General features: G+C 49.4%; 10 protein-coding genes. 1 reads left to right on the top strand and 9 read right to left on the bottom strand.

The window, feature by feature from the left end:
* Nucleotides 1-145: 145 nt before the first annotated feature.
* The 8 genes from BFJ94_RS03310 to BFJ94_RS03275 all read right to left on the bottom strand — a co-directional run bounded on the left by BFJ94_RS03310 (nucleotide 146) and on the right by BFJ94_RS03275 (nucleotide 10,826).
* Nucleotides 146-3,301 carry an MMPL family transporter gene (locus tag BFJ94_RS03310; protein ID WP_120461175.1) on the bottom strand — a complete coding sequence of 1,052 codons (3,156 nt, stop codon included), beginning with the start codon at nucleotides 3,299-3,301 and terminating at the stop codon, nucleotides 146-148.
* The gene (locus tag BFJ94_RS03305) at nucleotides 3,298-3,756 is read right to left on the bottom strand and encodes a MarR family winged helix-turn-helix transcriptional regulator (protein ID WP_120461173.1); all 459 of its coding nucleotides are present in this window, start codon (nucleotides 3,754-3,756) and stop codon (nucleotides 3,298-3,300) included. Before BFJ94_RS03305 ends, BFJ94_RS03310 begins: the two co-directional genes overlap by 4 nt.
* A gap of 240 nt (nucleotides 3,757-3,996) precedes the next feature.
* Nucleotides 3,997-4,440, bottom strand: coding sequence for a GNAT family N-acetyltransferase (locus BFJ94_RS03300; RefSeq protein ID WP_162944148.1), 444 nt, complete (start codon nucleotides 4,438-4,440; stop codon nucleotides 3,997-3,999).
* A 22-nt stretch (nucleotides 4,441-4,462) separates the two neighbouring features.
* Nucleotides 4,463-5,137, bottom strand: coding sequence for a ribose-5-phosphate isomerase RpiA (gene rpiA / locus BFJ94_RS03295; protein WP_120461169.1), 675 nt, complete (start codon nucleotides 5,135-5,137; stop codon nucleotides 4,463-4,465).
* Nucleotides 5,138-5,310: 173 nt separating this feature from the next.
* Nucleotides 5,311-5,988, bottom strand: a complete 678-nt coding sequence (locus BFJ94_RS03290) for a DsbA family protein (protein ID WP_120461167.1) — start codon at nucleotides 5,986-5,988, stop codon at nucleotides 5,311-5,313.
* 112 nt (nucleotides 5,989-6,100) lie between these two features.
* Entirely contained in the window at nucleotides 6,101-7,339 is a 1,239-nt protein-coding gene (gene bcbE / locus BFJ94_RS03285; protein ID WP_120461165.1) for a bacillibactin exporter BcbE, read from the bottom strand.
* An 87-nt stretch (nucleotides 7,340-7,426) separates the two neighbouring features.
* The gene (helD, locus tag BFJ94_RS03280; RefSeq protein WP_120461163.1) at nucleotides 7,427-9,766 is read right to left on the bottom strand and encodes an RNA polymerase recycling motor HelD; all 2,340 of its coding nucleotides are present in this window, start codon (nucleotides 9,764-9,766) and stop codon (nucleotides 7,427-7,429) included.
* A gap of 25 nt (nucleotides 9,767-9,791) precedes the next feature.
* Nucleotides 9,792-10,826, bottom strand: a complete 1,035-nt coding sequence (locus BFJ94_RS03275) for an FUSC family protein (RefSeq protein WP_120461161.1) — start codon at nucleotides 10,824-10,826, stop codon at nucleotides 9,792-9,794.
* A 154-nt stretch (nucleotides 10,827-10,980) separates the two neighbouring features.
* Here BFJ94_RS03275 and BFJ94_RS03270 point away from each other — a divergent pair, with 154 nt between their 5' ends.
* A complete protein-coding gene (locus BFJ94_RS03270) occupies nucleotides 10,981-11,490 on the top strand; it encodes a hypothetical protein (protein WP_120461159.1) in 510 nt (169 codons plus the stop codon).
* 56 nt (nucleotides 11,491-11,546) lie between these two features.
* On the opposite strand, the gene BFJ94_RS03265 is transcribed toward BFJ94_RS03270, so the two are convergent.
* Nucleotides 11,547-12,614, bottom strand: a complete 1,068-nt coding sequence (locus tag BFJ94_RS03265) for an AI-2E family transporter (protein WP_120461157.1) — start codon at nucleotides 12,612-12,614, stop codon at nucleotides 11,547-11,549.
* Nucleotides 12,615-12,969 lie beyond the last annotated feature (355 nt).

Genomic DNA, 12,969 nt, shown 5'->3' with positions numbered 1-12,969 from the left:
GTAAATAGCGTTACCTAGGTTCGTTACCATTTGGGTGAGCGCGGTTTCGCGTTCTACAAATCTGTACATTAGCAAGGGGCTGTCTAGTAGTCAGTTGTTACTGACTTTCCAGACAGCCCCTTCCCGTCACATCCCAGCAACTTTATTACATATCAACACTCTGATCTGCGGCATGCCCGTGTTCCCGCCGGAACGGCCACCAATTCGCCTTGCCGAATATTCTTACAAACACCGGCATCAGGAAGGGCAATACGATAACTGCATACAAGAACAAGCCGGTCAGAACGAGGGTTGAAATCTGCAGCATCGACAATACGCCTGACGGGTACATCGATGCCATCGTACCGCCAAGAATGACAGCAGCAGATAAGATTACGGTACCCATCTTCCGCATCGAATGGACCATCGCCTCTGAGATATCCAGCTCCCCATGTTCATTGAAGCGATCCATCAGGAAGATGCTGTAGTCCACGCCGAGGGCTACCAGAATCACAAAGCCGAAGAACGGAGTCGCCCAGCTCACGCCAGAGTACCCGAGCAGATCAACGAAGATGATCTCGGTGAAGCCGACCGAAGCGAAGAACGTCAGCACTAATGAAGCGATGATATAGATTGGCATTACTACGGAACGCAGCAGCAGAAGCAGCACGATGAAAATACCAGCCAGCATGAAAATAACAGTGCGAGTATAGTCCGCATCGGAGATCGTCTTCAAGTCGTTAAATGTACTCGATACGCCGCCGATAGCGATCTCTGCATTGCCAAGCTTCGTGCCTGCGACGGCTTTATCTACCGCTGCCTGCACCTCGCTGATCTGATCGATCGCTTCGCGTCCGTATGGATTGCTGGAGAAGACGACGTCCAGAGTCATTACTTTACGGTCTGGCGACAGATAAGTATCGAAGAGCTGATCGATCGCCTCATTCTCCATCGCTTCCCGCGGCACATAATAACCGCCGAGGCCATGATCATTAGCGCCAACCTCGCTTAAATATTGCTTGGCTGTGTCCAGTCCGCCGGACACCTGACCCAATCCCTCAACACTCTGATCGAGTCCATCGGTGAGCTGTGTAATCTGTCCAGAGAATTGAGAGAAGCCGTCTTGTATCTGTTCCTGACCTTGCTGAATTTGCGAGAGACCGTCCACGATCTCAGGCAGCTTCTTCACGATTTGCCCTTGGCCATTGCCGGCCTTATTCAGCCCCTGTTCAAGCTGAGACAAGCCAGATATGAACTGATCCAGTCCACCAGCGAGCTGCAGACTTCCCTTAGCCGCCTCGGCATAGCCCGAATTCGCTTGCTCCAAGCCGGCCTTCACTTGCTGAAGCTGGCCAGTCGCGGTGCCAAGACCGACAGCAAGCTGCTCCAGGCCTTGGCCAGACGCCGCAACCGTACCGCGTATCGTTAAATAATCCTTATCGCTAGCCAGCTCCGGATATTTCTGTTCCAGATTGGCGAAGGAGGCGTCCAGCTGTGAGAAGCCCTTCGCGATCTCGCCCAGCTGCTGCTGAATTTGTTGATATCCTTCACCAAGCGAGCCGAGTCCAGCAGCGATCAATCGATAGGATTGCAGCAGCTTGCTGTTAGCTCCGGTCAGCTCTTCCGCACTCTGCTTGAGCTGCTTCATTCCCTGCTTCAACCCGCCAGCTCCTTTGGAACTGTCCGTAATCCCCTTCTGAATCTCCGACAAGCCGTTCGAGAGAGCAGCGATCCCTTCCTTCAACGCAGCGGTTCCCGCAACCAGCTTGCCCGTGCTCTCCGCCGCTTCGGTCAGCTTGGGCTCATTCTCATTCAGCGCCTGACTCGCTTCAGCGAGACCATTCTTGATTTGCGACAGTCCTTCATTTCCTTCCCCAAGCCCCTCACCAACGGTTTTTACTTGATTCGTTAGTTCGAAATCCTTCTGAATCTCTCCCGTCGGACGGCTGAGACTGCGCACACTGGCAACTCCGTCAGCCTCCATCACAGCGCGGCTAATCTTCTCCGCCAGCATGATATCCTCCGGATCGTCCATCGTCTGATCACTCTTAATGACAATCGTCGCTGGCAATGATTCACCAGGCTCGAAGCTATCCGCAATTAGATTGTAGGCTTTTACCGATTCATATTGCTCACCGATCTCCTCCATACTATTGAAGGATACATTGTTGCTATAGGATATAATAAATGGAACTGTAAAGACAGCAACGAGCAGAGCAGCAGCCCACGGTTTCTTAATCGAAAATGTTCCGATTCCTCCCCAGAATCGGTTATCCTTATGCTCAATCGTCCCCTTCATGGGCCAGAACAGCCGCTTGCCGAGCACGGCCATAAAGAACGGTACAATCGTAATGAGCGCAAGCAGCATAACGGCGATACCGACGGCAACTGCTACGGCTGAACGATAGAGTACGAATTGAGAGAGACCGATCGTTGTGAAACCGACCAATACAGCAAGACCAGAGAAGAACACTGTCTTTCCTGCTTTGCGATAGGTCTGGATGATCGCCTCTGGGATATTATCTGTTAACTGAAGCTCTTCCTTAAAGCGGCTGATCAGGAGAATACAATAATCTGTACCGATCCCGAACATGACCGCGACCATAAATATCTGGGTGTATGTTGAGACTGGGAAGTTATATTGATCGATTAGAAAGGCTACGATCGACTGGGAGATCAGATAGCTGATCCCGACCGTAAGTAGAGGTATGAAGGGTGCTACTGCGGAGCGGAAGACGATAAATAGAATCACTAGAATAAAGATGACTGTGAAATATTCCGATTTCTTCAGCCCACGCTCCGCACTTAGAATTACATCCTGATTAATCTGCTGATCACCTGTCAAGTAATGATCAACCTTAAGCGACGAGAGTTCACTACGAATATCCTGCTCAATTTCCTTCAAGGGGCGCTTATCCATCTGTACGCTAAGTTGAGCGAGAAGCGTCTTGCCATCTGAGGCAATCATTTTATCCTCTGCTTCCGGCGTATCAAACGGATCGACGATGGAACTGATCCCGATCCGTCCCATCGAAGCTCGCAGCTTGGTAAGAGCCCCTTCAATGTCCTTCTTATCGTCAGCCGTCATGCCGCCATTCCGGTGGAAGACCAGTGCCATATGGCTTAATCTCCCGTCCCCCTCCTGTTCTGCGGCAGTATTTAGTATCCGGCTGGCAATCTCCGACGAATAACCTTTGGGAACTGTGATTTCACCTTTCTCCCGCACGAGCTCTGTCATAGATGGCGCTGTAATAACGAGCAATACTGTCGCAGCTAGCCACAGTAACAGAAGCCCCCATTTTGCCTTCAGAATATACTTCATTTACTTCGATTCCCCTCCTCAACCAGCTTCGCCATTTTCTCAAAAGGCTGGATAAAACCATCGATATCCTCTTTCGTAAAATGAATCATATAAGAAGACATCATATCTATGATTGATTCCTGCATTTTGGAATATATCATTCTCCCATGCTCTGTTAACGATAGATAGACGACGCGCCGGTCCTGAACATCCCTCGTCCGTTCGATCAGTCCTTTGTCTACCAGCCTGGTAATAATGGCTGTAATCGAGCTTTTCCCCACCGAGAACACTTCAGCAAGCTCCGTCGACGTCCCGTTCTCATGGGTCGCAATATAAGCGATGATTTGATATTGCTCTATTGTCGCATCCTCCTGAATCACCTCCGCCATCTGTGTATTCAAATTTTTGAATAGTACGAAATAGGCTGTCATGTAGCGCTCAACTAATTGCCGTAACTGATCGTCCAACTCGTTCATGATATCCCCCGCTATTAAGTGTATTGTCGCAATGATTCTCCACTGGAACTATTCTATGATCGAATAGTTGTATCATAGAACTATTTTATATAAGAACTATATCTCACTTTTTTGGAAAAATCCAACCTTCTATCCTTCGCCATACCTCGCGATAGCCTGCATTTTTCACCATAACAAAAAAGCACAGGCCGCAGATCACTCTGTCGTCCTATGCTCCTTCTCGCCCATCATCTCACTTATCTAGTCTTCTTCGGCCTCTATTTCGACTTCATAGGTGCAGCGGAACTGCTCCACTCCCTCTTCGTCGCTGGTCTCACCGATGACCTGGAAGCCGATATTGCGGAAGAAATCCGCGCCATCCTCATCCGTAACTGCGATAATGCGGCTAGGATTTTTCAATACAATGGTCTCTAAAATAATGCCGCGCCCGTATCCCTGCAGGCGCTCCTGAGGATGAATCGCTAAATCCATAATCTCCAGCTGCTTCTGTTCATCCATCGTAAAGCCGATGATGCCGATGAATTCCTCTTCATCCTCGAATACATACATCTCCTGCGAGCCTGGACTTTGGTATTGCTTCATTACCTCGTCCACCTCGGACGGGTCAGCATCATAATAAACGGCATCCTCCAGCAGCTCGCGTACCTCTTGCTCCCAGTGGCTGTCTGTCAATCGAACGAGCATTCTTCTCTGGCCCCCTTCATTACTACTTCTTCTCGATGACCTCGGTCCGTCCGTCTTCATAACCGACAACGACCATATCGGCAATATTCACGAACAAGCCATGCTCGACGACTCCAGTCATCGCCTTTAGCTCTTGGCTAAGCTTGCCCGGATCGGAAATCACGCCAAAGGCAGCATCGGCGATATAGTTGCCATTATCCGTTACATATAGTTCTCCGTCGCGAGTACGCATCTCGATAGGCACATTATAGTTCCTGCGCAATTGCCCCAGCGTCCACTCATAGCAGAATGGGACAAGTTCAATCGGCAGCTTGAAGCTCCCCAAGTGCGGCACCATCTTACTATGATCAGCAATAACGATGAACTGCTTGCTGTTGATGGCAACCAGCTTTTCACGCAGCAAAGCGCCGCCGCCGCCCTTGGTCAGCGCCATATTCGAATCCACTTCATCCGCCCCATCGATAGCCAGATCAAGCTGCTCCACTTCCGAGGCATGAATCAACGGAATATGGTATTGCTTGGCCAGCTCCTCCGAAGCATTCGAAGTCGCAATCGCTTTGATCTTCAAGCCCTGGCCTACGCGCTCCCCGATCTTCTCTATCGCATAATAAGCTGTCGAGCCTGTCCCCAGTCCGACGATCATTCCATCTTCTACCCAATCCGCTGCACGGTATCCTGCTGCTTGCTTGGCATTCATTGCTTTTCCCCTCCTATATGGTGTGTCCGAGTCGTCCCGAATCAGCTTATATCATATCAAAAAAGTGGCCAGAAAAACACTTCGACCCCGGCGAAACCTGCAGAAAACAAAAGAACGGACAGCCCAGGCTTCCGCTTATTCGCAGCCTTAGGCCAACCGTTCTTCTCCACAAGCTATTGCTCGATTGCCGCCTGGATTCCTTCCCAGGAAATATCGTCTACAGCCTGTCCATTCACAAATACGAAAGGTGTTCCATCCACACCCTGATTCTCCCCGATGAGAAGATCGCGCTTGATGTTGGCGATGTACTTCCGTTCATCCAGATCCTGCTCGAATTGCTTCAGATCAACCCCGGGGATATTCTCTTTGACCAAATTCATTATAAACTTCTTATTGGCCCAGGCCGAGTCTTTGCTGCCCTGCTTCTCCATCATGAGATCATAGTAGGTCCAGAAATATTGCTGATCCTGTTGATATAAGGTCTCGCCAGCCAATGCAGCCAAGGTGGAATCAGGCGCCAGGAACGGGAAATCCACATAGTAATAGACGGCTTTGCCCGTGTCCAGATATTCGCTTTTGATCTTAGAGAAGACCTCCTCGACCCAGCGCTTGCACGCAGGGCATTTGTAATCGGCGAATTCCACAATTTTAATCGCGGCATCCGGGTTGCCGATATACGGCTGATTAGCCTCATCGAACCCCTCTGGTACTTGTCCGGCCTCGACCTGCTCTAAATCTGGAAATTCAGCTTTTTGTGAGTTGTTCCCATTTATGCGAATAAGCACTAGCACGACGATCAGGATTACCGCCGCAGCGGCCAGCAACCATAATCCCCACTTCTTATTTCTCATAATCTTCCTCCCAGGACACAAAATAGTAATATTTTGTGCTGATTGTAATTGTTTCGGAGAAATATAACTAGGAGAAATGTCACTTAGTCCGCTTTTTTATGCTAATTATTTCCTAACCTTGAGGTCGTAGCGCGTCGGTCAGACCGCCCTTCCCCTTGTCGGATTCTGGCTTAACCATTACCCAGAGCAGGATCATAGCTACCAGAGAGACACCGGCAATCACGAAGAATAACGTCATATGACCCGCTTTCACAAGCAATGACACGACCGGCGGCCCCAGAGACACGCCGATAAAGCGCATGCTGCTATAGAGTGAAGTAATCGTACCGCGCAGCTCCTTCTCAATCCCTTCGGTAATAAGCGCGTCAGAGCTTGGCAGCACCATCCCGATGCCCGCTCCGCATACGATAAGGCAAGCGACAACAAAATAAATATTGTTGAAGAAGCCGATTCCAAATAGTGCCCCCGTGGACAATAATAAGCCGATAACGCCACACCATTTCATCAGCAATTTATTCTTGCCGATCTTCTTGCCGGTGAAATAAGAAGCGAGACATAAAGAAGCGAGGGGAATCGCCAGAACAAAGCCCTTGAGGACGCCATCCAAGCCATGCTTCTTCTCTAATTGCTCGGATAAGTAAAAAAGAACGCCAAACAACAGAAACATGGAAATTCCGCCGATCGCGAATATGGCATACAGCCAGCGTCCCTGGGAGGAAAGCACCTCCTTGACTGCGCCCCAGAATTCCTTCAGCGGCTTCGGCTTGTGCTTGCGCTCAGGCTCCTTGACCAGGAAGATCACGAGCAGCAAGGAGCATAAACATAGCACAGGTATAGCCAAAAAAGGCATATACCATAGCCAAGCGCCTAACAATGCGCCCAGAATCGGGCTAAGCACCTTGCCGAACGTATTGGATGTCTCGATAATGCCGAGGCTTCGACTGACCTCTTTATCATCATCAAACATATCCCCCACTAGCGGGAGTACGGTTGGAAACGCTCCCGAGGCTCCAATCCCCTGTAGGAATCTGCCACCGATGATGATCCAGTACAGCATCGTCCCGCTAGCAAACCAGGGGGCTACACCGCAAACCGCCCCACCGATCCCCGCTATAATCAGACTCGGGATAATGACTGACTTCCGACCCATTTTATCTGACAGATAACCGGCGATGGGAATGAGTAGGATGGCCACTACGGCATAGACCGTGATCAGCATACTGACTTGAAATGAAGAAATCTTCAGCTCACGTGAAATTAGCGGCAAGATCGGAATGAGCATGGAATTGCCCAAAGTCATAATCAGCGGGATCGAGGCCAGAGCCGCCAGATCCCCCTTCTTGTCACCCATGGTTAGCCACCCTTTCCATTCATGTAAACAACATTCATGGTTAGTGTGGAGTTATTTTCGTAAAATATTCTGAATACATTTGTTTCCTTATCGCTTGATATAAGTAGCCTGATCCGCCTCTGTAATAAAGCGGCTAGGCTCGCCTAAGGAGTATACATGCAGCAAGTGCATGGCCCGGGTACAAGCGGTATAGAACAGCTTCCGTTCCGATTCTCGGGTATATTGATGATTGGAGCCGTCAAACAGGAGTACGGCGTCGAATTCTACCCCCTTGGCCAGATAAGCCGGGATAATATGAACCCCCTTCTCAAAGGAGAGCGTCGTCTTCTTAATCAGTCTGGCAGCCAAGTCGGATGACAGCTGTTCATGGACCAGCCTGCTCTCCTCCTGCGTCTTGCAGATCACCGCGATCGATTCGTACCCTTCATGCTGGAGGGCAGCGATATCATGACGGATCTGCGCGTAGAGCTGCGCCTGATCCGATGCCTCAATAACTTCAGGCTTCTCCCCAGCCCGGTTGAACGGAATGATCGCTTCTCCGCCTGGCAGCATACCGCGTGTGAACAGGACGATTTCCCGGGTCGAACGGTAGCTCTGCTGCAGGATGATCTGCTCATTATTGTCCGGCCCATACAGCTCGGTCAATACAGCCGATTGCTGCAATACCGAGGAATGAGCATATATCGCCTGATTCAGATCACCAAGCGCCGTCATTCTGGCACGCGGGAAAAGCCGTTTCAGGAAGAACAGCTGAAATGGTGAATAATCCTGAGCCTCGTCAATGATGACATGGCGGATCGCATGGTTGGAGTGGAAGCCAAGGATCATTTCTTTTAGATACAGATAAGGTGTAATGTCCTCATAGAACAGCTCACCCGCCTTGATCTTGGCGAGCGTCTGCTCGCATACGAGCGCCCAGTCCGCTGGCAAATCATCCATATGTACCTCCGAAGCGATGTCGGTCTGCTCGAATAATTGACGGTAGAGCTGGGTCACATCGACAAAGCGCAAAGACTTGATCCATTTCCTTAGCGGCTTCAGACGATCGCTGACCACCATTCGTCCCAGGATGGTCCGCTCTTCTTCATATTCACTGAACTGGCTGTCGCCCCGCTGCTGCTGACGCCGCATCCGCTGATAGGCACGCTGATAATCCTCGGTATCCAGCAGTTGAATTTGCTCATCTACCCAAGGCTGCTGAAGCTCTTCCTTGCTAAAGACGGCAATTTGCTTCAGTAGCCATTCCTTGAGCAAATCACAGCGGTTAGCGAGGGTAATCGCTGAATCATATTGATAGAACCGCTCGGATATAGCCTCGGCGCTGATGATCTCCCGGCCCATAAAACGCAGCGGCTTGAACTTCATTCCCTTCTGCTCGAGGAGCAGCTTATATCGGCCTATGGCCTCAAAGAACAACAGAGAAGACTTATAGCGAATCCCATTCATGCGCCCTTGATAGGACGCATCCTCTTCCGCCGTCAATACATATTCGATCTGTACAAAAGGGTCCTCCAGCTGGAACTCCCGGCCAAGACGCCGCTCCAGGTATTCCTGGAATGTCGTCTGCAGCATATTCTCTTCGCCCAGCTCAGGCAATACGGTCGAGACATAGCTGTTGAACATCGGATTCGGCGAGAACAGGATCATTTGATCCGCGCGCAGTGTATCACGATGCTTATAGAGCAGATAGGCTACTCGCTGCAGCGCCGCAGATGTCTTGCCACTGCCAGCCGCCCCCTGAACGATCAGCATGCGTGAGGTATCGTTACGGATAATGCGATTCTGTTCCTTCTGGATCGTCGCGACAATGCTCTTCATTTGCGCGTCAGAGCTGCGCCCCAGCACCTGCTGCAGCAATTCATCACCGATGGTCACACCGGTATCGAACATCACCTTCAGCTTGCGGCCCCGGATGACAAATTGCCGTTTGAGCGTCATATCCCCTTCAATCGTGCCGGAAGGCGTCTCATAAGAGGCGGGGCCGGGAACGCTGTCATAATACAGATTGGAAATCGGAGCCCGCCAGTCATAAATCAGGAAGGCGTCCTCCCCCTTGTCCAGCAATGAAGCAATTCCTAAATAGATCGCTTCGCTCTTCTCCCCATGCTCGGCAAAGTCGATACGGCCGAAGTAGGGCGACTGCTGCAGCCGCTTTAGCTTAACCAGCGAATTATACGCATGCTGGTGACGCTTCTCACGCTCGGACAGCACTTCGGATTGCTGCCTTAAGCTGGTCGAGGTCTCTCCTACATCATCCGCTTCACTGAAATTGACCGTAACCTCATCCCAGAAGTCCTTCCGCATCGAGACCACATCGCCACGGATCGCGCCGACCTCCGCCTCTAGTCGGGAAATTCTAGATTCGATCAGATCTTCAACATAATCTACCCGGCGCTGCTCCTCCTGCCATTCCTTATCATTATTCAAAATAGTCGCCCCTTTTGTGAAATATCTATTTGTCTTCCTCTTTACTCTCCAGAGACGGAGAATGCTCCGCAAGGCGGTTTAGCCTCTGCAATTGATAGCCATATTCATAAATTTCCGCCGATACGATCGACAACCGTAGTGTTCCATCCGTATGGTCAGCATAATGCTCCAGCATGGTGGCGAGGAAGCGGTCATTCTGCTCTTCAAATCTCTGCGCCTCCAGCACATTCGGTTTCAATTTATTCTCAAACTTCAACATAATATGTTCATGAAATTTTATCATGCGCTCCAGATGGGTATCGAATTCCTGATTCAGCTCTGGAGAACGAACCGCCTGGAAATAATGCTGCTCAATAGCATCCAATGCTTCATACCCTTTATGCAAGGTCTTCAGCATTTGCTTATAAATGACCAACTGGCGGCTCTCGCTAAACTTCGGCGTCCTTAGTCGCTTCTGATCCTCTTCCATTAGCTTGTACTTCTCACTGAGTGAATTAATCGCATCCTCAAGCGAACGTTTCTCCTGATGGGAGACCGTCTCCTTCATCTCATCCGAGACCGCAGTCCGCAGCAGCAAGGATAATTGCCCGAAGGTCTTCTTGACCTGATCCTCATACTGAACCTGTGGTTTCGGCGGGAAAATGATGATATTGATAATAAATGCGGATAAAATCCCGATCAAGCTGAGCGACAGGCGGTTGAGAGCAAACGCCCATTGTCCTGAAGCTTCCATCACAGAAATTACGGTTACCAGGGTAACGCCGATTGTCTCTCCCATTTTCAGCTTAAGACAGATCATAATGACGATAATACAGACTAGTCCCACTGCAATCGGTGCATTCGAGAATAGCATCCCCCCGAGCATAGCCAAGACGGCACCGAGAACATTCGTCTGCAGTTGATCGATTAAATATCTCCAGGAGCGGTATATGGAGGGCTGCATAGCGAAAATAGCGGCGATCCCTGCCATTAGTGGCGGAGATAAATCAAGCCACATGACCACATATAGCGCCAATGTAACCGCGAGTCCTGTCTTCAGCATCCTTGCGCCAAATGTCATCTACATTCCTCCTAACGAACGCATAACCCCAATATAGTGTGCTGCAAATTTTTAGCTGATATTAAGCTAATTTTCAGATATCATTCATCAATTTGGTCAAGACTGAACAATGGTAAGGCCCAAAATATTCTAAACGAAGGGGTGAAAAAAGTCTATGAAACAACTGCATACAATGCTGCTGAGCGGGTTGGTCTGCTTATTACTGCTGAGCATCTCCCTGCCGTCTGTATCCGCCGCTGCTCCAGAAGGAGCCGTTGGGCAGAGCAAGACGCTGACCGGAGTGGATCATGGCCCGCATGCTCATCGGCATGGCCGCTGCCATAGCGGTTCTATCATGAGGGATGCCGCCAAGCTGCTTGGTTTAGAGCCTAAGGCTCTTGTTCAACAGCTTAAGCAGGGCAAGACCTTATTGCAGATCGCCCATTCCAGCAAAGGCTGGAGTGAAGCAGAACTCGTCAAGAGGCTGACGGAATCGGCAACGCTTCGTATCGATCAAGCTCTGGCCGAAGGCAGAATAAATCAGGAGAAGGCCAACAGGATTAAGGCGGAGCTGCCTGACAAGTTGAAGAGGGCCGTCCATCGCAACTGGAAGGACAAGCTTCGCAGCAAGCCGACCACAGATTATCAGAATAACAAAATTAACTGGATTCCGCCACAGGCTTGAGTCATGAAAACAGGGTGCCGACATTTAGCATCGGCACCCTGTTCAAATTTTATATTTTAATCCGCCTTTGCGACCTTGCGTCTTAGCCGCTTCGGTGATATCCCCTCCACCGGGACTTCTAGTACATCAAGCAGGAACATGAAGATTGGAACTCCGACAATGAGCCCCCATACTCCGAAGAAATGCTCAGAAATGAGCAGGATAAGGAAGGTATAGAAGATAGGCAGATGCGTCTTGTTAGACATGAATTTCGGATTCAATACATACGTCTCGGCCGCATGAACGATAGCGATCATAATCAGCACGTAGACAATCTTGATCAATCCGCCGATCTTAAAAGCGATCGCACATAGTGGAATCAGCGATATAATGACCCCCATGACCGGAATCAGACCGAGCAGGAAGATCATGATACCGAGGGCGAACAAGTTCGGAAACCCGAAGATCCACAGGAATACCGTAGAGATCGAGGCATTAACCAGCGCGATCAGAAATTGAACCTCGATCACCTTGCCGAAGGAATGTACGAATTTTTTGCCGAAGAACTCAAGCTCAATGAACAGTCCGGCTAAGCGGCTTTCCTTGAATTTGGACGTAAATTTCGTGACCTTCTCTTTTTCAAGCAGGAAGAACAAGCTTAATATGATCGCAATGAATAAATTGAGGCTCCACTGCCCGATATCTGTAGCCGTCTTTAATAGAAAATCAAAGCCTTGCCCGATATATTTCGTAATATCGATGTCCCTGATCGATTCCACCAGCAAATTAAGAATAATATTATCCGGCAGATTGGTCGGCGGGTTACTGTAGAAAGAGATCACCTGATTGACTAAATCCGTCAACTCTTCGATGAAGACAGGCAAGTAATAGTAGATTGCGGTTGCTAGACCGCCCACCATGAGTACATATATAAGTAATACGGTAATTTTCCGATTAATTCTGAACAGTTTGTCAACATGTCTCGTTATGAATCGGTGCAGGCGGTTAATTAAATATGTTAGGATAAAAGTAATCAGAATCATATTTAACATACTGCGAGCTGAATAGAGGATGAACACGGCCACAAGCAAGGCCATCACTCTGCGAAATCCGGGGAGTTGAAATAATTCTCTAAAGAACGTCATTATAAGCAACCTGCTCCTTCACCAGTAAACTAAAGCGAATATATATGACTAATCTTAAGCCAGCGACTGCGACAAAGCAAGAACTTAGCTGCAAATTTTACATTCCTTTAATTTATTGAAGTAAAACTATAAAGTTATAACGCGACACCGTAGGTACTTGCCATTTTATAGTCCGAGGCATATAATTTCGTACAATAACTTTTTAGAATATACTGTTAATTGACAATGATGGAGAAAAGTAAGTGGATGCGTCCTGACAGGGACGGTGGTGCCGAAGATTGAGAGCACCCCGCGGGAGCCGCGCTGCTGAAGTTCACTCTGGAGTTGGTTCCTGAACACCGACATGCTCGGACAG

Source organism: Paenibacillus aceti, from assembly GCF_003614185.1.
Taxonomy (GTDB): Bacteria; Bacillota; Bacilli; order Paenibacillales; family Paenibacillaceae; genus Fontibacillus; species Fontibacillus aceti.
Note: the sequence above shows the minus strand (reverse complement) of the source record. Positions and strands in the feature narration are given on the sequence as shown.

What these genes read in the sequence shown, in the direction of transcription:
- BFJ94_RS03310 (WP_120461175.1), bottom strand. Translation starts at nt 3,301, where the DNA reads ATGAAGTATATTCTGAAGGCAAAATGGGGGCTTCTGTTACTGTGGCTA.
- BFJ94_RS03305 (WP_120461173.1), bottom strand. Translation starts at nt 3,756, where the DNA reads ATGAACGAGTTGGACGATCAGTTACGGCAATTAGTTGAGCGCTACATG.
- BFJ94_RS03300 (WP_162944148.1), bottom strand. Translation starts at nt 4,440, where the DNA reads ATGCTCGTTCGATTGACAGACAGCCACTGGGAGCAAGAGGTACGCGAG.
- rpiA (WP_120461169.1), bottom strand. Translation starts at nt 5,137, where the DNA reads ATGAATGCCAAGCAAGCAGCAGGATACCGTGCAGCGGATTGGGTAGAA.
- BFJ94_RS03290 (WP_120461167.1), bottom strand. Translation starts at nt 5,988, where the DNA reads ATGAGAAATAAGAAGTGGGGATTATGGTTGCTGGCCGCTGCGGCGGTA.
- bcbE (WP_120461165.1), bottom strand. Translation starts at nt 7,339, where the DNA reads ATGGGTGACAAGAAGGGGGATCTGGCGGCTCTGGCCTCGATCCCGCTG.
- BFJ94_RS03275 (WP_120461161.1), bottom strand. Translation starts at nt 10,826, where the DNA reads ATGACATTTGGCGCAAGGATGCTGAAGACAGGACTCGCGGTTACATTG.
- BFJ94_RS03270 (WP_120461159.1), top strand. Translation starts at nt 10,981, where the DNA reads ATGAAACAACTGCATACAATGCTGCTGAGCGGGTTGGTCTGCTTATTA.
- BFJ94_RS03265 (WP_120461157.1), bottom strand. Translation starts at nt 12,614, where the DNA reads ATGACGTTCTTTAGAGAATTATTTCAACTCCCCGGATTTCGCAGAGTG.